Origin of the sequence: Gemmatimonas sp. (assembly GCF_046594945.1) — a bacterium.
Taxonomy (GTDB): Bacteria; Gemmatimonadota; Gemmatimonadetes; order Gemmatimonadales; family Gemmatimonadaceae; genus Gemmatimonas.
Map to the genome: position 1 here is coordinate 64,790 of NZ_JBKJRB010000077.1, position 19,610 is coordinate 84,399.

Genomic DNA, 19,610 nt, shown 5'->3' on the forward strand with positions numbered 1-19,610 from the left:
ACTGCATGAGCACTGAAGCGGGGACCGGCGTTAAGCGCCGAGAATTCCTCAAGATCCTAGGCGCCACTGGCGCCACGACCGCGGTAGTGGGCTGCTCCTCCGAAAAGGTGGGGAAGCTCATTCCGTACGTGGCGTCCCCTGACAACACCGTGCCGGGTGTGTCGCAGTACTACGCGACCACCTGCCGGGAGTGCGCCACGGCCTGCGGCGTCATGGCCGAAGTGCGCGACGGCCGCCCGATCAAGCTGGATGGCAATCCCGATCACCCCATGAGCCGCGGGGCGATCTGCTCTGTCGGCCTGTCGTCGGTGCAGGGCCTGTACAATCCCGATCGGTATCGCACGCCCATGGTGCGTGAGGGGAATGCCCTCAAGCCCACCACATGGGACAAGGCGTACGAGCTGCTCGCCCAGAAGATCGGCGAGGTCAAAAGCCGAACGCAGGCGTCGAACGTCGTGTTCGTCAACCAGCACGAGTCGGGCACCTTCCCGGGCTTCCTCGATCAATGGCTGTCGGCGCAGGGCATGCCGGCGCATCTGAGCGTCGACGCGCTGGCACCTTTGGCCACGATCGCCGCCAACCAGAAAGCCTACGGCGCCTCTTGGCCCGCGCTCGACTTCAATGCCGCCACGCTGGTTATCAGCTTCGGCGCCGACTTTCTCGATGGCTGGGGCCACAGCGTGCCGCAGCAACTCGACTGGGCCGATGCGCGTGCCAAGCTCGAAGCCGCGCCGCGGCTGGTGTATGTCGGCGCCCGTCGCTCGCTCACGGGACTCAACGCCGATCAGTGGATCGCCGCCAAGCCGGGCACCGAGATGGAAATCTGTGCCGCCCTCACGGGCGCTGGCACCATGGCGGCGGCCTCCGACGCCTCGGGTGTGCCGGTCGCGACGCTTGAAGCGTTGGCCAAGGCCATCGCCGCCGCCGGAAGCGGCGTCATGGCGATCTGCGGGGTCACCACTGCCAATGCCGTCGACTGTGGCGTCATGGCGGCCGAGATCAACAAGAAGGCCGGCGCCGTCGGCACCACCATCAAGCCCGCCGCCGGACATGCGGGCTACAACGGTCTTGCGTCGTACGCCGATCTTGCTGGTGCCGTCGCCACGATGAGCGCGGGCACCGTGCCCCTTGTCTTCGTGCGCGGCGCCAACCCGGCGCACACCATGCCCAAGTCGGCCGGCTTCGCCGCCGCCTTCGCCAAGGTGCCGTTCAAGGTCTCGTTCACGTCGGTCCCCGACGAAACGTCGCAGCTGTGCGATCTCATTCTGCCCGACAATCATTGGCTCGAGAGCTGGGGCGATGCCGTCACCACGCAGGGCCAGGTTGGACTGCAGCAACCCACGCTCGAACCGGTGTTCGATACGAAGGCCACCGCCGACGTGCTCATCACCCTCGCCAAAAGGGATCAGGCGCTCGCCGCCAAGTACCCAGCCGCTGATTACCGCAGCTGGTTCATCAGCCAGTTCCCCGGCGGAGCCTCGGCGTTCACCACGGCGCTCACAAAGGCCACCATCAGCGGCTCGCCGCTGATCGCGACCGCCACCCGCACGCTGACTGCCACTGCCACGCCGGCCGATGCCGGGGTCGGTGACTATTTCGTGCACGTGTTCCCGTCGCCCACGCTGGGTGATGGCCGTGGTGCGAACAAGCCGTGGCTGCAGGAACTCCCCGATCCTGTCACCAAGATCGCCTGGCAGTCGTGGGTGGAAGTCCATCCCATCACGTTCAAGAAGCTCGGACTCGTGGAAGGGCAGCACCTCACCGTCGAAACGTCGGCGGGAAAAATCACCGCGCCGACGTACCGCTACATGGGTGTGCGTCCCGATACCGTCGCCATTTCGCTCGGCCTCGGTCATACGGCGTACGGTCGCTTCGCGCAAAACGTCGGCGTGAATGCGTATGATCTCGTGAAAAGCGGCTGGGACGCTTCCGGCGCGCTCGCACTTTCCGGCGCCAAGGCCAAGATCACGGTCTCGGCCGACACGTCACAGCTGGTCACCACCGAAGGGTCGGCGCGTCAGCACGGACGCGGTATCGGTCAGGCGATGACGCTGGCCGCGCTCCTCGGTCAGGAAGCAGAGGAAGGCGGACACGAAGAGCACAGCATCCCGGGACTGCCGTCGCAAGATTTCAAGGCCGGCCTCAAGGCCCCGATTGCCGCCGACGCGCAGGGTGAGCTGGCCAACCCGAAGGCGAACGACCTCGGGATGTACGCCCCCGATCACGTGCAGAAGATGGAGAAGCGCCGTTGGGCGATGACCATCGATCTCGCGCGGTGCACGGGTTGCTCGGCGTGCGTCACCGCCTGCTACAGCGAGAACAACATTCCGACGGTCGGCGCGCCCTATCAGGGTCGCGCGCTGAGCCCGACGGTGTGGGATGAGCGTCCCGGCGCCAACATCATCAAGGGCCGAGAAATGGCCTGGATTCGACTCGAGCGCTACTACGAAGGCAATGAGAACACGGAAAACGAGTTCTCGCCCGACTTCGATACGCGTTTCGTGCCAATGATGTGTCAGCATTGCGGCAACGCGCCGTGCGAGCCGGTCTGCCCCGTGTACGCCACGTACCACTCGCCCGACGGCCTCAACGTGCAGGTGTACAATCGTTGCGTCGGTACCCGCTACTGCAGTAACAACTGCCCGTACAAGGTCCGCTACTTCAACTGGTTCGGCTACGGCGAGCCGGATCGCAAGCAGTACGCGTGGCCTGAGCCGATGCACTGGGGTCTCAATCCCGACGTCACGGTTCGCGGCAAGGGTGTCATGGAAAAGTGCACGTTCTGCGTGCAGCGTATCCGTGAAGCCGAACACCGCGCCAAGGCCGAAGGCCGTGAGGTCAAGCCGGACGAATTCACGACAGCGTGCTCACAGGCATGCCCGTCGCGCGCGATCATCTTTGGTGACGCGGCCGACGAAAACTGGACCGTAGCGAAGCTCGCTTATGACCGTCGTGCGTACCATGTGTTCGAAGAACTGAACACGTATACGGCCGTGGTCTATCTCAAGAAGGTCAACTATCCGGCGCCGGCATCCCCGGCGCAGGCCTGAGGGCGTCGCGCATGGCATCCGTAGCGCATCCGGTGCGTGAGGGCATCCGTGGGCCGAACATTGCGTCGGCCGACGTGCAGCTCCCCGCAGTCCGTGATTACGAGCAGGTCGATCGCGAAATCATTGCGACGCTCGGCTTCACGAAGAAATGGTTCATGGGCCTCAGCGTGGCCGTCTTGGGGATGCTGATCGGCGCCTCCGCGTGGATCTATCAGATCTACTGGGGACTCGGTCAGGCTGGATACGAACCGCCGGTGATGTGGGGTAACTACATCATCACCTTCGTGTTCTGGGTCGGTATCGGTCACGCCGGTACGCTCATCTCGGCCATCCTGTACCTCTTCCGCGCCGGCTTCCGAACCTCGATCTACCGCGCCGCTGAAGCGATGACGGTGTTCGCAGTCATGACCGCCGGTCTGTTCCCGATCATTCACATCGGGCGCCCGTGGAAGTTCTTCTGGTTGCTGCCGTATCCGAACTGGCGTCTCCTGTTCCCAAACTTCAAGTCGCCGCTCGTCTGGGACGTCTTCGCCATCTCGACGTACCTCACCATCTCGACCACGTTCCTCTACATCGGCCTGATCCCCGACATCGCGGTCCTCCGCGACAGGGAAACCAACCCGACGCGCAAGCGGATCCTCGCCATCCTCTCGCTCGGCTGGCGGAACAGCGACCGTGAATGGCGTCACTTCGCGAAGGCGTATCTCTTCCTCGCCGCCTTCAGCACCCCGCTCGTGCTCTCCGTGCACTCAGTCGTTTCCTTCGACTTTGCCATGGCGCTCACCCCGGGTTGGCACGCCTCGATCTTTCCGCCGTACTTCGTGGCCGGCGCCATCTTTTCCGGCTTCGCGATGGTGTGGACGATCGTGATCCCGATGCGGAAGTGGTTCAAGCTCGAGCACTACATCACGCTCAACCACCTCGACGCCACCGCCAAGGTCGTGCTCTTCACGTCGTTGGTCGTCGGATGCGCGTACATGATCGAGTTCTTCATCGCCTGGTATAGCGGCGTCCGTGCGGAGCAGGAGTTCTTCTGGAATCGCGTGTTCGGTCAGTGGTGGTGGGCCGCGTGGATCATGTTGCTCTGCAACATGTCGCTCCCCATGTCGCTCTGGTCGCAGAAGCTGCGCCGCAATCCCACGTGGCTGTTTGTTCTCTCGCTGTTCATCAACCTCGGCATGTGGTTCGAGCGCTTCGTCATCGTGGTGCCGTCGCTGTCGCATGAGTTCGAGCCCTGGCAGTGGGGCAGCTATACCGTCAGCTGGATCGACATGTCATTCCTCATCGGATCGTTCGGCTGGTTCTTCATGTGGTTTCTGCTGTTCGTGAAGCAACTCCCCGTGATGGCCATCGCCGAGCTCAAGGAAATCGTCGCGCCGCGCGTTAAACACGGGAATGGCGGAGGGCATCACTGATGCAGGGTGTTGTCGGAGCATTCCATGAGATCGATACGACCGTGGCGGCCATCGAAGATCTCAAGAAGAAGAAACTCGGCGATGTGACTGTTTACTCGCCGACGATTCGTCACGAACTCGAGCACGCGATCGACGCGCCGCAAAGCATCGTTCGCCGGTTCACCCTGATCGGCGGCCTCGTTGGCGTCAGCTTCGGCTACTGGGTGGCCATCTGGTCGTCCACCTACTGGCCCCTTGTCACGGGTGGCAAAGCGATCGCCTCGTGGATCCCGTATACCATCATCGGATTCGAAGTGATGGTGCTCGTCGGCGCGCTCTCCACAGTCGCCGGCATGTTCATCAATTCGCGTATCCCGCGCCTCAGCACCACATCGGGGTACGACATCCGGTTCTCGGGTGGGTACTTCGGTGTCTTTATCGCTTGCGACGCCAACAAGGCGGGCCAGGCCGAAGAATTGCTGCGCCATCACGGTGCAGTGGAGGTGCGGCGTGAAGCCTGAGCCTACGTACTTCATGACTTCTGTCGTCGCGCGCTCGTCGCGCCTCGCGGCCGCCGTCGTGCTCCCCTTCGCGTTTGGGGCCTGCACGTGGTTCACCGATTTCAAGAATCAGCCCCGTATCGAGCCGTGGGAGCCGATGTCGCAGAACGACGCCGACTCGCTCCTGCCGCCGCGCGGCAACCCGCAGTTCAGTGTGCCGATCCAGGGAACCGCAGTCGCCGGCTACCAGATCTCCTATGCACCGCTGCCGCCCGTGATCGATTCGTTCTCCGCCATTCCGAACCCGCATCCGGTCACGGAAGCGTCGCTGGCCAACGGCAAGTTGAATTACCAAATCAATTGCGCTGTCTGTCACGGCATGGCCGGTGACGCCAACGGCGGATTGAAGAAGGTAAACCCCGCGTACGGCTTCGCGCCGAGTCTACTCGCGGAGTCGGCGTTGGGGAGAACCGATGGCTACATCTACGGCATGATGCGGAACGGGCGCGGCATCATGGGTAGCTACAATCGCATCGAAGAAGCGGATCGCTGGGACGTGATTAACTATGTTCGGGCGCTGCAGGGAAAGACCACGCTCAAGGCCGACACGTTGCTGGCGGGCTATCCCGGTCAAAACGGCACCACGGTGCCGGGACCGACGCTCACCGCGCCGAACGTGCCCTCGCGTTACCTGCATCCCACGCAGCAGCCGACGCCCGGTTCCTCGGGCATCAATTCGGCCACCTTCAAGGGCAACAACGACAACGACACCATGCGCAAGCTGCATGGCGCTCCGCACTCGGAAAAGGCTCCTGCTGGTGAGACGTCCAAGGCCGGTACGCCGGCCGCGAGCCAGGAGAAGCACTAGTGAGCCAGCACTACCACTATCCAGCGCGCGCAGAGTTCGCAAAGCGTCTGGCCGCCAAGCCGGTTCCGGGCGGAATCAAGATGGCCGCGCTCGGCGCGGCCATGGTCGGCATCGCGGTGTTCGTTTTCGGTCTGTTCAGTAACGCCGATCGCGCCTGGCAGGCACTGCACTTCAATTGGCTCTTCTTCGCCACGATCTCCTCAGCCGGTGCGGCCTTCGCCGCCGTGCAGCGTATCGTGACGGCGCGCTGGTCGCGGCCGGTCGTCCGCTTCGCGGAAGGCTACGTCGCGTTCCTGCCAATCGCATTCGTGATCCTGCTGCTCATCCTCTTTCCGGGACGCGAGCACATCTTCACGTGGGCTGGTCGCGAGACCATCTCGGTGGCTGAGAAGGCGCGCTACCTGCAGCCCGGTTGGTTCGTGCTACGTGGCATCTTCTTCTTCGGCGCCATGATGGTGCTGCAGATGCTGTTCGTGTACCACTCCATCCGTATGGACGTCGCCGTGCTTCCCGAGTACGGCGCCAAGTGGGCCGCCGGTCTTCGCGCCAGAATGCGCGCCGGATTCGGAGACGAACGTCGCGAGTTGCACACCCAGCATTCGTTGCAGGGCAAGCTCGGCGTAGCCGTCTGCATCTCGTTCGTGGTGGGCTGGTGTTTCATGGCGTGGGATTACTCGATGAGCATCTCGCTGCACTTCCAGCAGACGATGTACGCTTGGATCGTGTTCATGGGCGCGTGGCTCAACATGATCATGTCGCTCTCGCTCCTCGCCATGTGGTGGCGGAAACACCTGCAGGCTGATGACATTGTCACCATGGATCACTTCTGGGATCTTGGTAAGCTTGGTTTCGCCTTCACGGCCTTCTTCGGCTACATCAGCTTCAGCCAGTATCTGGTGATCTGGTACGGCAACTTGCCGGAAGAAACGCACTTCTATCGACTGCGCTTGTCCGGTGTTTGGAAGTCGGTCACGTTGATGGTGCCGGTGCTCGTGTTCGTGTTGCCGTTCTTCGGTCTCATCTCGAAGGCCGCCAAGGTGTACCTGCCTACCTTCGTGCTCTTCGCCGTGTGCAGCATGCTCGGTATCTACCTGCATCGCTACATCGAGATCTATCCGTCCATCTACGGCGAGGCGACCAGCCTTCCGTTCGGACTACAGGAGATCGGTACCACCATCGGCTTCCTCGGTCTGTGGGTGTACTGCTACTTCTCGTTCATGGATGCCTTCCCCGTCATGCGCGTGTTCATGATGACGACGCCGGCCAAGGACGAAGTACAGGTCCCGGTCGATGCCCGCACGATGGAGCCGCTCCCCGCGCACGAGTAGGCGCGGCACGGTTCGGCACAACAGTGCGAACGAAGCGGGCGAGCGCCTTCCGGTACTCGCCCGCTGTCGCTTTTCGCGGCGGAGAGATTGGCGTCGGGCGGAGAACTGATTATGCTACGGTGTTGGTGATACTCGGGGCGTTAGCTCAGCTGGGAGAGCGCGCGCTTTGCAAGCGTGAGGTCATCGGTTCGATCCCGATACGCTCCACTCCGAAATGTTTTGCACGGGTTTACAAGGCGGGGGCAGCCAACAGTGGCCGCCCCCGCTTTGTGTTCCGTGGTTGCGAACCGTCGACGCAGCCTAGTAGATCGCACCGCTATTCGACGACAGCACGCCGTTCGTCGCACTGAGTACATACGCGGTCGACGAAGTCGACGTCCACGTCGACAGATCAAACTGCGCGCTCACGGGAACGCGGACCGTCGTAACCGGTGAGTAGCTCAGTGGTGTATTGGCCGTGCACACACGGGTCACGCTGCTGGTGACGCTCAGAAAGTATGCGCCGTTTCCCGCGCCGAATACAGTGGCCACACCATTCGGCAGGACACCGACCGCCGACCGTTCGTCCACGCCGATTCCCCGCGGCGCCGATGCTCGTCCATCCTGCTGGAGGCGAGCCAAAAACGTCATTAGTCGACCCATGCGATCACGCACCACGAAGTGCGAATCTGTGATCAGGTTCTGCAGCACCGGCACGTTGAACAGCGCATCGGTAATCGTGACCGACGCGTCGTACGGATTCGCGAGGACCGTCGCCGACGTGGAGGACGCGTTGAACGCTGCATACACGAACGGACTCAGCACGGCGAGGCCCGCGCTCGTACCGCCGATCGGATAGCCCCCGCTCACTCGTGCATTCACGGCCGCCTGCAGTGCCGTTCCCGTCCACAGATTCACGTACGTGGACTGATCACCGCCGGCCATGAATACCACTTCGGCCTTCGCGATCGCGTTCCGCACGTAGTCGCTGTTCGCGCCGGCAACGGTCGAAATGACGATGCTGGTAACGGAATTCGCGCCGAAGCTCATGAGATAACTGTTGTAGCCGTTCGTGCCGCTCGTGCGGAGCACGACAACGTCACCGTACGTGCCCGCGCCGCGCGCGCCCCCACGGGCCAGCAGCCACTGCATGCCGGCATCACTATCTGTGCCGCCTCCGGCAAGGAGCGCGCCACCCAGTGGCGTTGTCTGCACATCGGTCGTGCTGCCAGACACATATGTGGTATAGCCGGGATCCACCTTCACCTTGCCTGACAAGACCGAAAGACCGTCGGTCTCGCCATCGATCGTCGGAGCGGTGGGAGAGGTCGATGGGCCGCTGCACGCGGCGAAAGCCAGAGCAAGCAGGAGGGCGGAGCAGGTACGGATCGTCATGACGGTCGCGGCTGAGGAAGGCAATCGGACCAACTCGAGTACGCCGTCAATATACGAGAATCCCCGCGTCGCACGATCTTCGCGCGGCGCGGGAAGGCCCGGTCTGCTACGCACCGGTATTAGGGCGCGAGCGCGATACCACGGAGCGGCGCGGCGTTCGCCACGCCGCCCACTGGGAATAGCGCGCCGGTCGCCAGGTTGATCGAGTACAGCGTCGAACCCGTGAACCCACCACCGACAGTGAGTGTGACAAAGGCCGAGCCGTTGTTTCCCGCGATATCGAAGCCAACGTCGCCCGTGGTATTCATGCCGAGTGAACCAACCGTGGTCATGATCCCGTCGTTAGGATTCGCGAGCATCACCAGCACATCGCGTGCAAAGTCGATCGCGTACAGTACCGTGGTCGATGCGCCGCTCACACTATTCGTGTACGCGGTTCCGCCAATCGAGGGCGTCTGCAGCATGCCGCCATCACCGAGCGCGTACGTAAGCGCGCCGTCCACCGCCGCAACCGTTCCGTCGGTGGCACCGTTCAGCCGCGGCACGAGCCGCAGATTCTGATTCGTGTTGCCGTGGACGCGAATCCGATTGGGTACCGGATTGAAATCGAACCCGAAGTTTGCGCCAGTCAGCAGCGGTGTGAACGCCGTGGTGCCCACGAGCGTGGCCGCGCCGCTCAACGTGTCGAGTGTGTATACACGGCTCGTCGAACCGAGCGCATACAACCGACCATCTACCGGTCCAAAATCAATGCCCTGCAGCGTTTCGCCCGCCTGCAAGCCGGCTACCGTGACACGACGCATCACGACGTCGGGCCTGATCGCTCCAAACGTGATCAGCGAATTATTTCCGTCGACGCCATAGATGCTTCGACCGTTGGCCGTGCCGGTGGGCCCAGTCGGCCCGGTGGGCCCAGTGGGGCCAGTCGGGCCGGCAGGACCCTGGAAGCCACCAGTGCCGGCCGGCCCGGTCGGACCCACATCGCCCTGACAGGCGGAGAGCGCAGCGACCGTCAATACGAGGAGCGGTCGAACGAGGGACGGGTGCACAGGGATACGCGGCATCGCGGGTGATCCTCGCCGAAGGCGACTCGGGTGGGCAAAACGAACCGTCCTCGCACGAGCGCGATGACGGGTGACGTGGTATTGACCCTACGCCGCTCGTACGACGATGGATCTCTGCGACCCATCGCCGGGTGCCGCTGGCGCATCCCCGTGCATGGCAGTATTGCCTTCGCTGGAATCGGCGTGCTGGTGCCGCTGACGCCGCAATCGGCGTCCACGACGTCACCGCATCGATCAGTACGGGAGCTGACCCCAACCATGTGCTCAGTCGTGTGCCGCCGAGCATGATCGCCGATAAGACCGAACGGAAGCGCTCGTTGGCCGACGGCACGTCGGATGGCTATCGCGTCGTACGCGGCGGTCGGATGTTGCTCATCCCGTGTTCGAGCGCGCGCCGTCGATGCCTCCCCATACCATTCCACTCACGAGCGTCCTGCGCAGCGCGACCGCTCGAGGGGCATCCCGATCGACGAGCAGGCAGTGGCCAGCGGCACGATCGCGGCAAAGTCGGAAGAAAGCCGAGCAGCAGCTCGAAATAGCGAGTCGCGTCGGAGGCCTTGTGGCTACGCGCCCAACGCCTCCGGCCGACGGGCGCGCCACGAACGCACATCCGTGATCGGCATGCGTGCGCGCGATGCAAGGAGCGCAGCGAATTCGCACGCCGGCAATGCCTCGCCGAAGTGACGCCCCTGCTGCTCGAAGCACTGGAGGCGTGCAAGTCGCTGCGATTGCTCTCCATTCTCCACGCCCTCCGCCACCACATCGAGGCCCAGGCCGCGCGCCAGTCGCACCATGGATGACACGATCGCCTGGTCGCGTTGATCGAGCAGCAGTTGTGAAACAAAACGGCGGTCGATCTTGATGCCGTCTACCGGGGCTTCCCGCAGGAACGTGAGCGACGCATGCCCGACGCCGAAGTCGTCAACCACGAGTCGAAGCCCAAGTCCTTTCAGCGCACGCAGCGTCTCCATGATCATCTCGCCATCGACCATAGTGCTGTTCTCGGTGACCTCGAGCGTGAGCGCGTCGGGTGGACATCCGGTCTCGTCGAGAATCGCCGCGACATGCTGCGCGAAGCCGTGCTCGCGCAGCTGGACCGCCGACAGGTTGACGGACACGCGCAGGGCGCTTGCACTCTGATCGCGACGCCAGGCGACGATTGATTCGCAGGCGTGCCGCATTACTTGGTCCCCGATCGGGACGATCAATCCCGTATCCTCGGCCAGCGCCATGAAGCCGGACGGTGACAGTAGGCCGCGATCCGGGTCGCGCCACCGAAGCAGGGCTTCCGCCGCCACGATCCGATCGGCTACGACGTCGAGAATCGGCTGATAGAACACCTCGAACTCGCCCTGCGCCACCGCCGCACGAAGCCGTGACTCCCGTCGGTGCGACACGGAGTCGGCGATCTCCATCGCTTCTTCGTCATCGCTCCCGACCACCGCCATTCCCGCCATGGGCGTGAGCATGCGACCGCGCCGCCGCTCGTACTTCTCGCGGTACATATCTGCATCGGCCGCGTCCAGCAGGTCCTGCGCGGAGGCCCCATCGAGCGGTGACATCGCGCACCCGATGCTTGCCTCGACGACCAGCGCCTCATCACCGGTGAGCGTCACCGCCTCACGCAACGACTCGAGAATCGTGTCTTTCACGTGCGACACGTCGCGGCGGCTCGTGACATCCGGGAGCAAGATCACGAATTCGTCCCCGCCTAAACGTGCGACGGCATCGGATCGACGCATGCAGGCCAGCAGGCGCGCTGACACCGCCCTGAGCAAGGCATCGCCTTTGGCATGCCCCATCGTGTCGTTGATCGCCTTGAATCCGTCCAGATCGACGAACAGCAGTCCCGTTTTGCGGTTGTAGCGAGAACCAAACGCGAGCGCACGATCGAGCTGATCGAGAAAGAGCTCGCGATTGGCGAGTCCGGTCAGCGGATCGTGGGTTGCCCGATGGGCGGCGTCCACGCGAGCGGCCTCGAGCGTAGCGAGTCGCCGCTGCCGTTCGATCGCGAATCCCAGCATGCGCGCCAGCGCGCCGGCGGGTAGGTCGCCCTTCACCAGGCACTCATGAGCGCCAGCGCGGAGCGCCCGAATGGCGGTCGCATCGTCCAGCTCGCGCGTGTACACCACGACGGGGACGCTCGGTGCCGCTGCGCGCACGCCAGCCAGCGTCGCAATGCCACTCGAATCAGCAACCGCAAGCTCGACCACGACCGCGTCGAAAACGGTCTCCATCAGCTCGCGGATCGATTGCGCCAGCGAGCTCGCTCGGACCACATGCACACGCTCGCCAAGGCGCTGCCGAAGGCCAGTCTCGGAATGGCAGGCGTCCTGCTCGTCGCCGTCGATCAGCAAGACTCGAAGGACACCGTCGGCGACTACCCTTGTCTGATGAGCCATCACTGAGCCTTCACTGTGTACGGGTCAGGGAACTCGGAGGTGAGGCGCACGTTCATCCTAACGTTGTCCATGTTCTCAACATCCGCCAGTAGTCGAAGTATTTGTGACCTGTCTGGTGCGATTGCCGTACCGTGCCGCTTCTTGTCATCGCTCATACTTGTCATCAGCTCCACGATCGTCGCCCCGCTGCAGGCCGGCACTGCTTCCCCCGAGCTCACCCTGAGCTCCACATCCGGAGAGTCGATACCGCTTTCCGGCTTCTGCGGGCCAAAGAACGTGCTGCTCGCGTGCTTCCCGTTGGCGTTCACAAGTTCCTGCACAAGCGAATTGTGTGCCTTCAGCCACGATTTCGATGACTTTACCGCTGCAGAGCTGCAAGTCCTTCCAATTTCAGTAGATGCGGTCCCTTCTCTCAAGGAGTTTCGCAGCCGGTCCGTTGTGGAGGTGCTGCTGCTGTCCGACTTCAAGCGTGAAGCGTCGGCTGCTTTTGGCGTTTTGCGAGCCGACACCATTTTCTCCAACCGCGCCTACGTCCTGATTGACAAGACAGGGGCGATCGCGTGGTCCGACGTCGAAGCGACCCCGGGCACCACGCGCGAGAACGCCGATACTCTCGACGCGATCCGCGCGATCGCCGTCTGAATCAAGCTGTGTACCTTCGGCTGACTCCGCTATAGGTAGTACGGCACCGGCGCTGCGCAGGCATCCACACGAGAGCGGGGGCGGACCAACCGACGCATTCGTTCGGTCAGCTTGTCCGATGGCTGGCGGAGTCCTAACTTGCGACGGTGACCCCGCCTCCCACTTTGCCGTAATGGACGCCGTGGCAATGCCGTCCCTCCCCGACGTGCTCGGACTGCTGGCGCGCGCGACGGACGTCACGTGCGGCGTCGCGTCCGTGTTCGATCATATCGGCCCGTGGTTCGAAGCCACCCGCCTGGCGATCGAGTACGCCGATGGTTCGAAGCTACCGATCGTGTGGTGCGATCCGGCCGGCATTGGCGCCTCGCTGCCAACATCGACCGGTCAGCTCCCGGTCGAGGCCGCTACCGGAGTGCTGGCGACGCTGGTCGTGCACCGCGAACGGCCCTTGAGTCCGACCGACCGTCAACAACTGGCCGCCATCGCCGACGTCTTCGCGATCGCCCTCGCCCGTGATGCCCAACTCGAGGATCTCCAGCGGGAGCTCACGGCCAAGGTACAGGAGGTCGCGCATCAGCGCGCGTTCATAGAATGCGTGGTCGACTCGCTTCCCGACGGCCTTCACGTGGTGGATCGCGACTACCGTATTCACGCGTGGAACCACAAGCGCGAGACCGGACTGCAGGGTGTGGCCCGCACGGATGCGATCGGCCGCACAATCTTCGAAGTCCTGCACCGCCAGCCGGCCGCGCTGCTAAAACGGGAATTCGACGAAGTCTTCGCCTCCGGTCGACTCCAGCAGTTTCAGATGGAGAGCCATGCCTTCGGTGAGCCACGCACATTCCGCATTTCCAAGATCCCGATGCGACTGGGCGGCGGTCCCGTCACCCATGTCATCACCATCGGGGAGGACATCACGGACTGGAAGGCGGCGCTCGACCGGACGGCACAGTCGGAGAAGCTGGCGGCGCTCGGGCAACTGGCGGCCGGTGTGATGCACGAGATCAACAACCCGCTGGCCACGATTGCGGCCTGCGCCGAGTCGATGGGACTGCCGTTGGAGTTCGGTGCGCCGGCAACGCCTCCGGCGGAGTTGTTGCGCATCATCGATCTCGAGGTGCAGCGCTGCAAGAAGATCGTAAACGGGCTCCTCGACTTTGCGCGTCCGAAACCGGCGCACCGTGAACTGTTCGATCTCGATGCGGTCGTGCAGCAGTCGTTGTTCCTATTGCAGCATCATCCGCGCTTCAAGCGGGTAAAGTTGGTCATGGAGCTGGAGGGGAACACGCACGCCATGGTGCACGGTGACGCCGATCAGTTGGTGCAAGTGCTGATCGCACTCGCCATGAATGCCTTGGATGCAACCCCCGAAGACGGACGCGTCATCATTCGCACTACGTCAACGCGAGGCGACGACGGTCGGTCGGTCGCGTTGCTCGAAGTCGAAGACGAAGGGCCGGGCATCCCACGCGCACTGCAGGCGAAAGTCTTCGAACCCTTTTTTACCACCAAGCCGCCTGGACAGGGCACCGGGCTGGGACTGGCGATCTGCTATGGCATCGTGAACGATCACGGCGGGCAACTGGAACTCGTTTCCCCCGAAGGCACGGGCGCGGTGTTCCGCGTGTCGCTGCCGGCTGGTGTCCCCACGTGAGCGCGGCCCCGTTCCGGACCATCGATCCGGCATCGCCGATCCGCGTGCTGATCGCGGAAGATGAGCCGAATCTCGGGATGATTCTCGAACAGTTCATGAGCGCGCGTGGCTTCGCCGTGACGATCGTGCGCGATGGGCGCGCGGCGCTCGAGATGCTGCGCGCCGAGAGCTTTGACGTGGCGCTGCTGGACGTCGTCATGCCCGAAGTCGACGGATTGGAAGTGTTGCGACAAATACGCGAAGAACCGATGCCGCCGGAGATCATCGTGATCACCGGCAACGGCACCATCGAAACGGCGATCGCCGCGCTGAAGCTGGGCGCGTACGATTTCCTGTCGAAGCCGTATCGCATGGCCGAAATCGAGGTCTTGGTGAAACGCGCGTGGGAGAAGCGCATGCTCGCGCGCGACAATCTCCATCTTCAGTCGCGCCTGCGTCGAGTCACGACCGATCCACAGTTTCTTACGCAGTACGCGCCGCTGCGTGCGGTCCTGTCGCTGATCGACCGCGTTGCACCAAGTACGTCGACGGTGCTGATCACCGGCGAGTCTGGCACGGGAAAAGATCTGGTAGCACGTGTGCTGCACGCGCACGGCGAGCATCCCGACGGGCCGTTCGTGGATCTGAATTGCGCCGCGTTGGCCGAGTCGTTGTTGGAGACGGAACTCTTCGGTGTCGAGAAGGGCGCATTCCCGGGCGCCGACCAGCGGAAGGTCGGGCTCATCGAACTCGCCGAGGGCGGCACGTTGTATCTCGACAACGTTGGAGAGCTTGACCTCAAGTTGCAGGCGAAGCTGCTGCGCGCCTTGGAGACCGGCGGCTTCTATCGGGTGGGCGGCACGCAAAAGGTGCAAGTCAACGTGCGGGTGATCGCGTCGACCACCCGCGATCTCTCCCGGATGGTGCAGGCCGGGACCTTCCGCGACGACTTCCTCCACCGCATCAACACGATCCGCATCGCGCTGCCGAGCCTTCGTGAGCGCGCGGTCGACGTGCCGCTGCTCGCCGCGCATTTCTTGTCATATTTTGGTGAGCAGTTCGGGCGGCGCACCTTGCAGCTCAGCGCGGACGCCACGATGGTGCTCGAGCGGTATCGCTGGCCCGGCAATGTGCGTGAACTGCGAAACGTGATGGAGCGCGCTGCTCTGCTGGCCACCGATGGCATCGTGAGTGCCCTCGATCTGCCATTGGGGGTCGATGTCGGTGGCGCGGCACGGCCCACGCCGGTCGTGCCGATGGTGCTGGTCCACGAGCCGGGCATGCCACTGAACCAGTCGATGGCGATGTCGATGTCGGGACTCACCCTCGAGGAGCTCGAACGGCGGCATATCGCCGGCGTCCTTGATCAGTCGAACTGGCATCAGGGGCGGGCAGCCGACCTGCTGGGAATCTCGCCGAAGACGCTCTATCGAAAAATTCGCGAGTATGGCTTCAAGCGCCCGTCGGGCGGAGTACGCATATGAAGATCCTTGTCATCGAAGATGATCCCACCGTCGGCGAATTCGTGCGACGAGGACTCGAGGAGCAGCGGTGGCAGGCTGACCTCGTCAGCAACGGGCTCGAAGGCGAGCGGATGGCGCTGACGCAGCCGTACGATCTGGTCATTCTCGACATGCGACTGCCGGGGCGGAACGGACTCGATGTGCTGCGTACCTTGCGCTCGCGGGGATTCGAGCGCCCGGTGCTTGTCCTCACCGCGCAGGACGCGGTCGATGCCAAGGTCGAAACCCTGCGTGCGGGAGCCGACGACTATGTCACCAAGCCGTTCGCCTTCGAAGAACTGCTGGCGCGCGTCGAGGCCTTGCTCCGCCGCCCGCGCGCGATGGCGTCACCGCTCCTGCGCGTGGCGGACCTTGAACTCGATCAGGGCACGCGCGACGTCCGGCGTGGCGAGGAGTCGATCGAACTGACGCCGAAGGAGTTCGCCGTCCTCGAGTATCTCATGCGTCACGCCGGACGGGTCATGAGCCGCACGCTCATCACAGAGTATGCGTGGGGTTATCACTTCGATCCTGGCACCAATATCGTCGACGTCGTGATCAATCATCTCCGCAAGAAAATCGATGCCAAGTTCGAGAAGAAGTTGATCACCACGGTGCGTGGCGTCGGCTACATGATCCGCGGGTAGCGGAGGGCACGTGGGATCCATCCGGGCACGACTGACGGCCGCTTACACGGCCGCGTTCATTGGAACGCTCGTGATCTTTTCGATTGCGTTGCTCGCCGTGCGCCGCGAAATCCTGTTCCGCGAGCTCGAGTCGCGCGTCCAGTCCGAAGCGGATCAGGTCGTGCGCGCGATTAATCTGGCGCGAAACACCGGCACCGAGCCCGTGGTGGCGCAGAAGGATCCGCTTGCCGGCCCGAGTGTGTCGTTGCGCATGGCGGCGTTCCTGTCGCTGCTCGAAGGCTACGTGCTCGTGCAGGACAGCAGTCAGTACGACATCTACGCGTCGCCCGCGGTGCAAACGTTGTCGTCTTCCGACCGCGACCTGTTCAGCACCGCCGCCCGCGAATCGTCGCCGTCGTCGTCCGTGCGCCGGATCGCCATGCGCTCCGACGACGTCCTACTCGCCACGCGCGTGGTGCCGCTCAGCGCCAACGCGCGCTATCGCATCTACGCCGCGCTCAGCACGTCCGACATCAGTTACACGCCGCGTGAGCTGGTGGGCACCATGCTCGTGATCGCGCCATTTCTGCTCGTCATCTCAATGACGTTTGCCTACATCATCGCGGGACGTGCGTTCCAGCCCATCGATCGCATCATCGATCAGGTGGAGGCGATCACCGATGGTCGTTCGCTGCATCGCCGATTGGCGATCGGGGCCGCCGGCGATGAACTCGCCCGCTTGTCCTCCACCCTCAACGCGATGATCGAGCGACTGGAAACCTCGTTCGGGGCGCTGCGTCGCTTTACCGCCGATGCAAGCCATGAGCTCAAGACGCCACTGGCGGTCATGCGCGTCGACATCGAGCGCTCGCTGTCGCCGACCTCGACGCCATCGGAACAGGCGATCGCCATCGAAGAGGCCCTGCAGCAGGTCACCCGCATGGCCGACCTGGTGGAATCGCTGCTGACGCTCGCCCGGGCCGATGAGGGTCGCTTTGATCTCTACCGCGAGCCCGTTGAGCTCGGGCCGCTGATGCGCGAAGTGGTAGAAACGGCGCGATTGCTTGGAGAGGACGCGGGGCTCACCATCGATGCGCCGCTCATGGAGAACGCCGAAGTGTTGGCCGATCTCACGCGCCTGCGTCAGCTGTATCTCAATCTTGTGACCAACGCCATCAAGTACACGCCGCGTGGTGGCCGCGTCGAGATGACGCTCGTACGTGGCGAGGCGGACGTCACTTTTGCGGTGAAGGATACGGGCCTCGGGATCGCGGCCGCCGACCTGCCGTACATCTTCGAACGATTCTGGCGCGCCGATCGCGTTCGCTCACGTGCCTCTGAGCGCGGTGGCTTCGGGCTCGGCCTCGCGATCTGTCAATGGATCGCTCAGGCACACGGCGGCAGCCTGACCGTGCAGTCGCGCCTGGGGCGGGGCAGTACGTTCACGGTCGTGCTGCCGTTGGCCGGATCGCCGGGCTCGGGGATGACCGGTGAGTACGAGTCGATGCTCACCGGCCTCGAGGTTGGCGCCGTGGATAGCACAATACTAACGGCGGATTAATCCGATCCTAATCTTCTTTCCATTGCTCGATCATCTCGGCGACGTAGAATCGCCATAGTCAGTTCCCGGGCCTCTTGTCCGGGCGCTGCGATCCGTAGCCCGCACCCCGGACAAGCGAGATGTTCAACAACCTGCTTGAATCGAAGGCTCAGAAGCAGAAACGCTTTGGTGGGTCCATCACCTCGATCATCGTCCATACGGCGGTTGTGGTTGCCCTCGTGATTGTCACGAAGAACTCGGGCATCATCAACGAGAAGCCGAAGGAAGAGAAGGTCGACTTCGTCGAGGTGAAGAAGGACGAGCCGAAGCCGCCCGAGCCGGAAAAGGCCCCGCCTCCACCTGACGCCGTGATCGCGCCGCCACCGCCCAAGGGGTTTCAGGTGCTTTCGGCCCCCATCGAGATTCCCAACATCATCCCCGATATCGACTTGTCCAAGAAGGTCACGGACGAGGCCGATTTCTCGGGTAAGGGCGTCAAGGGTGGTATCGCCAAGGGCGTCGAAGGCGGAAAGGGCCCGGTCCCTCAAGGTGATCAGCCCTACTTCGACTTCCAGGTCGAAAAGCCCGTCGTCATGGCGCCGGGCGCTCAGGGCCCGGCGTACCCAGACATGCTCCGTACCGCGGGCATCGAAGGCACCGTGCTGGCGCAGTTCGTGGTGGACACCACGGGACGTGCCGAAATGAACACCTACAAGGTGCTCAAGTCCGACAACGACCTGTTCTCCAACGCCGTGAAGAATGCGCTCCAGCGCATGCGCTTTCTCCCCGCCGAAGTGGGTGGACGCAAGGTGAAGCAGCTCGTGCAGCAGCCGTTCCAGTTCTCGCTGAACCGCTAAGATTTTCCCCCTCGCTCTGCGGAGATTTTCGTTATGAACATGTCGTTGATGGAGCTGTTCAACTCGATGGGTTGGTTCGCCAAGGGTGTCGTGTTCACGCTCCTTGGTATGTCAGCCTTCTCGTTCACCGTGCTCATCCAGAAGTGGTGGAGCATGCGGAAAGCGCAGGCCGAAACGCGGAAGTTCGCCCCCGAGTTCTCGCAGTTCCTCGAAGAAGACAACCTCATCGAGGCGATCAAGCTGGCCGAAGGCTACAAGAAGTCGCATGTCGCTCGCGTACTCGGTGGTGCCCTCGCGGAAATCCGCCCGCTCATTCAGGATGGCTCGGTGACGGTGGCGGACATCAACACGTCGGAGCGCGCCGTCGAGCGTGAAATGCTGATGACGATCGTCGACCTCAAGCGTGGTCTCGGTGTGCTCGCGACCGTCGGCGCCACCGCGCCGTTCGTCGGTCTGCTCGGCACCACCATGGGTATCGTGAACTCCTTCACCGGTATGGCCACGTCGGGCGCGGGCGGTATCTCGGCCATCGCCGCCGGTGTTGCCGAAGCCCTCATCACGACCGCCATCGGTATCGGCGTCGCCATTCCCGCCGTGTGGGCGTTCAACTTCTTCCAGACGAAGATCGACAACCTCACCGCCGAAATGACATACACCTCGAAGGAAATGATCGACTACCTCATCAAGGGTGTCTCGGGTGAGTTCGGTCGGTCGCGCTTCACGCGTGAATTCAACACCGCTGGTCAGCAGTCGATCTCGCAGTAATCACGTACGGTCCTCCGGTCGGCGCTCCGTACGGGGCGCCGACCGGGAGGCTCAACGCCAGGAGT

16 protein-coding genes and 1 tRNA gene are annotated in these 19,610 nt (G+C 63.3%); 14 read left to right on the top strand and 3 right to left on the bottom strand.

Annotated features, from left to right (window positions below):
• Positions 1–5: 5 nt before the first annotated feature.
• From ACLL97_RS09000 to ACLL97_RS09025, 6 genes are all read left to right on the top strand, one after another.
• Positions 6–3,050: a molybdopterin-dependent oxidoreductase gene (locus ACLL97_RS09000; protein WP_411280140.1), complete on the top strand. Its 3,045-nt coding sequence runs from the start codon at positions 6–8 to the stop codon at positions 3,048–3,050.
• Positions 3,051–3,061: 11 nt separating this feature from the next.
• Complete coding sequence (gene nrfD / locus ACLL97_RS09005) at positions 3,062–4,465, top strand: NrfD/PsrC family molybdoenzyme membrane anchor subunit (protein WP_411280141.1); 1,404 nt, start codon at positions 3,062–3,064, stop codon at positions 4,463–4,465.
• Positions 4,465–4,965 carry a DUF3341 domain-containing protein gene (locus tag ACLL97_RS09010; RefSeq protein WP_411280142.1) on the top strand — a complete coding sequence of 167 codons (501 nt, stop codon included), beginning with the start codon at positions 4,465–4,467 and terminating at the stop codon, positions 4,963–4,965. The genes nrfD and ACLL97_RS09010 overlap by 1 nt, the downstream gene beginning before the upstream one ends.
• Before the next feature lie 13 nt (positions 4,966–4,978).
• Positions 4,979–5,812 (top strand): c-type cytochrome, encoded by an 834-nt coding sequence (locus ACLL97_RS09015; RefSeq protein ID WP_411280143.1) that lies wholly within the window; start codon positions 4,979–4,981, stop codon positions 5,810–5,812.
• Entirely contained in the window at positions 5,812–7,140 is a 1,329-nt protein-coding gene (locus ACLL97_RS09020; protein ID WP_411280144.1) for a hypothetical protein, read from the top strand. Before ACLL97_RS09015 ends, ACLL97_RS09020 begins: the two co-directional genes overlap by 1 nt.
• A 134-nt stretch (positions 7,141–7,274) precedes the next feature.
• A tRNA-Ala gene (locus ACLL97_RS09025) sits at positions 7,275–7,347 on the top strand.
• Positions 7,348–7,440: 93 nt separating this feature from the next.
• On the opposite strand, the gene ACLL97_RS09030 is transcribed toward ACLL97_RS09025, so the two are convergent.
• The 3 genes from ACLL97_RS09030 to ACLL97_RS09040 form a co-directional block, all read right to left on the bottom strand.
• On the bottom strand, positions 7,441–8,514 hold the full coding sequence (locus ACLL97_RS09030; RefSeq protein WP_411280145.1) for a cyanophycinase: 1,074 nt from the start codon (positions 8,512–8,514) through the stop codon (positions 7,441–7,443).
• 119 nt (positions 8,515–8,633) lie between these two features.
• Complete coding sequence (locus ACLL97_RS09035) at positions 8,634–9,578, bottom strand: DUF4394 domain-containing protein (RefSeq protein WP_411280146.1); 945 nt, start codon at positions 9,576–9,578, stop codon at positions 8,634–8,636.
• A 563-nt stretch (positions 9,579–10,141) separates the two neighbouring features.
• Complete coding sequence (locus ACLL97_RS09040; RefSeq protein ID WP_411280147.1) at positions 10,142–11,857, bottom strand: putative bifunctional diguanylate cyclase/phosphodiesterase; 1,716 nt, start codon at positions 11,855–11,857, stop codon at positions 10,142–10,144.
• On the opposite strand from ACLL97_RS09040, the gene ACLL97_RS09045 reads away from it, so the two are divergent.
• The 8 genes from ACLL97_RS09045 to ACLL97_RS09080 all read left to right on the top strand — a co-directional run bounded on the left by ACLL97_RS09045 (position 11,858) and on the right by ACLL97_RS09080 (position 19,545).
• Positions 11,858–11,986 carry a hypothetical protein gene (locus ACLL97_RS09045; RefSeq protein ID WP_411280148.1) on the top strand — a complete coding sequence of 43 codons (129 nt, stop codon included), beginning with the start codon at positions 11,858–11,860 and terminating at the stop codon, positions 11,984–11,986.
• Positions 11,987–12,049: 63 nt separating this feature from the next.
• Positions 12,050–12,622: a redoxin domain-containing protein gene (locus ACLL97_RS09050; RefSeq protein ID WP_411280149.1), complete on the top strand. Its 573-nt coding sequence runs from the start codon at positions 12,050–12,052 to the stop codon at positions 12,620–12,622.
• 187 nt (positions 12,623–12,809) lie between these two features.
• Entirely contained in the window at positions 12,810–14,276 is a 1,467-nt protein-coding gene (locus tag ACLL97_RS09055; RefSeq protein ID WP_411280187.1) for a sensor histidine kinase, read from the top strand.
• A complete protein-coding gene (locus ACLL97_RS09060) occupies positions 14,273–15,739 on the top strand; it encodes a sigma-54-dependent transcriptional regulator (RefSeq protein ID WP_411280150.1) in 1,467 nt (488 codons plus the stop codon). The genes ACLL97_RS09055 and ACLL97_RS09060 overlap by 4 nt, the downstream gene beginning before the upstream one ends.
• Positions 15,736–16,404 carry a winged helix-turn-helix domain-containing protein gene (locus ACLL97_RS09065; protein WP_411280151.1) on the top strand — a complete coding sequence of 223 codons (669 nt, stop codon included), beginning with the start codon at positions 15,736–15,738 and terminating at the stop codon, positions 16,402–16,404. Before ACLL97_RS09060 ends, ACLL97_RS09065 begins: the two co-directional genes overlap by 4 nt.
• 10 nt (positions 16,405–16,414) lie before the next feature.
• On the top strand, positions 16,415–17,944 hold the full coding sequence (locus ACLL97_RS09070) for a sensor histidine kinase (protein WP_411280152.1): 1,530 nt from the start codon (positions 16,415–16,417) through the stop codon (positions 17,942–17,944).
• A gap of 119 nt (positions 17,945–18,063) precedes the next feature.
• A complete protein-coding gene (locus tag ACLL97_RS09075; RefSeq protein WP_411280153.1) occupies positions 18,064–18,780 on the top strand; it encodes an energy transducer TonB in 717 nt (238 codons plus the stop codon).
• Positions 18,781–18,813: 33 nt separating this feature from the next.
• Entirely contained in the window at positions 18,814–19,545 is a 732-nt protein-coding gene (locus tag ACLL97_RS09080) for a MotA/TolQ/ExbB proton channel family protein (protein ID WP_411280154.1), read from the top strand.
• Positions 19,546–19,610 lie beyond the last annotated feature (65 nt).

What these genes read in the sequence shown, in the direction of transcription:
- ACLL97_RS09000 (WP_411280140.1), top strand. Translation starts at nt 6, where the DNA reads ATGAGCACTGAAGCGGGGACCGGCGTTAAGCGCCGAGAATTCCTCAAG.
- nrfD (WP_411280141.1), top strand. Translation starts at nt 3,062, where the DNA reads ATGGCATCCGTAGCGCATCCGGTGCGTGAGGGCATCCGTGGGCCGAAC.
- ACLL97_RS09010 (WP_411280142.1), top strand. Translation starts at nt 4,465, where the DNA reads ATGCAGGGTGTTGTCGGAGCATTCCATGAGATCGATACGACCGTGGCG.
- ACLL97_RS09015 (WP_411280143.1), top strand. Translation starts at nt 4,979, where the DNA reads ATGACTTCTGTCGTCGCGCGCTCGTCGCGCCTCGCGGCCGCCGTCGTG.
- ACLL97_RS09030 (WP_411280145.1), bottom strand. Translation starts at nt 8,514, where the DNA reads ATGACGATCCGTACCTGCTCCGCCCTCCTGCTTGCTCTGGCTTTCGCC.
- ACLL97_RS09035 (WP_411280146.1), bottom strand. Translation starts at nt 9,578, where the DNA reads ATGCCGCGTATCCCTGTGCACCCGTCCCTCGTTCGACCGCTCCTCGTA.
- ACLL97_RS09045 (WP_411280148.1), top strand. Translation starts at nt 11,858, where the DNA reads ATGCACACGCTCGCCAAGGCGCTGCCGAAGGCCAGTCTCGGAATGGCA.
- ACLL97_RS09050 (WP_411280149.1), top strand. Translation starts at nt 12,050, where the DNA reads ATGTTCTCAACATCCGCCAGTAGTCGAAGTATTTGTGACCTGTCTGGT.
- ACLL97_RS09055 (WP_411280187.1), top strand. Translation starts at nt 12,810, where the DNA reads ATGCCGTCCCTCCCCGACGTGCTCGGACTGCTGGCGCGCGCGACGGAC.
- ACLL97_RS09065 (WP_411280151.1), top strand. Translation starts at nt 15,736, where the DNA reads ATGAAGATCCTTGTCATCGAAGATGATCCCACCGTCGGCGAATTCGTG.
- ACLL97_RS09075 (WP_411280153.1), top strand. Translation starts at nt 18,064, where the DNA reads ATGTTCAACAACCTGCTTGAATCGAAGGCTCAGAAGCAGAAACGCTTT.
- ACLL97_RS09080 (WP_411280154.1), top strand. Translation starts at nt 18,814, where the DNA reads ATGAACATGTCGTTGATGGAGCTGTTCAACTCGATGGGTTGGTTCGCC.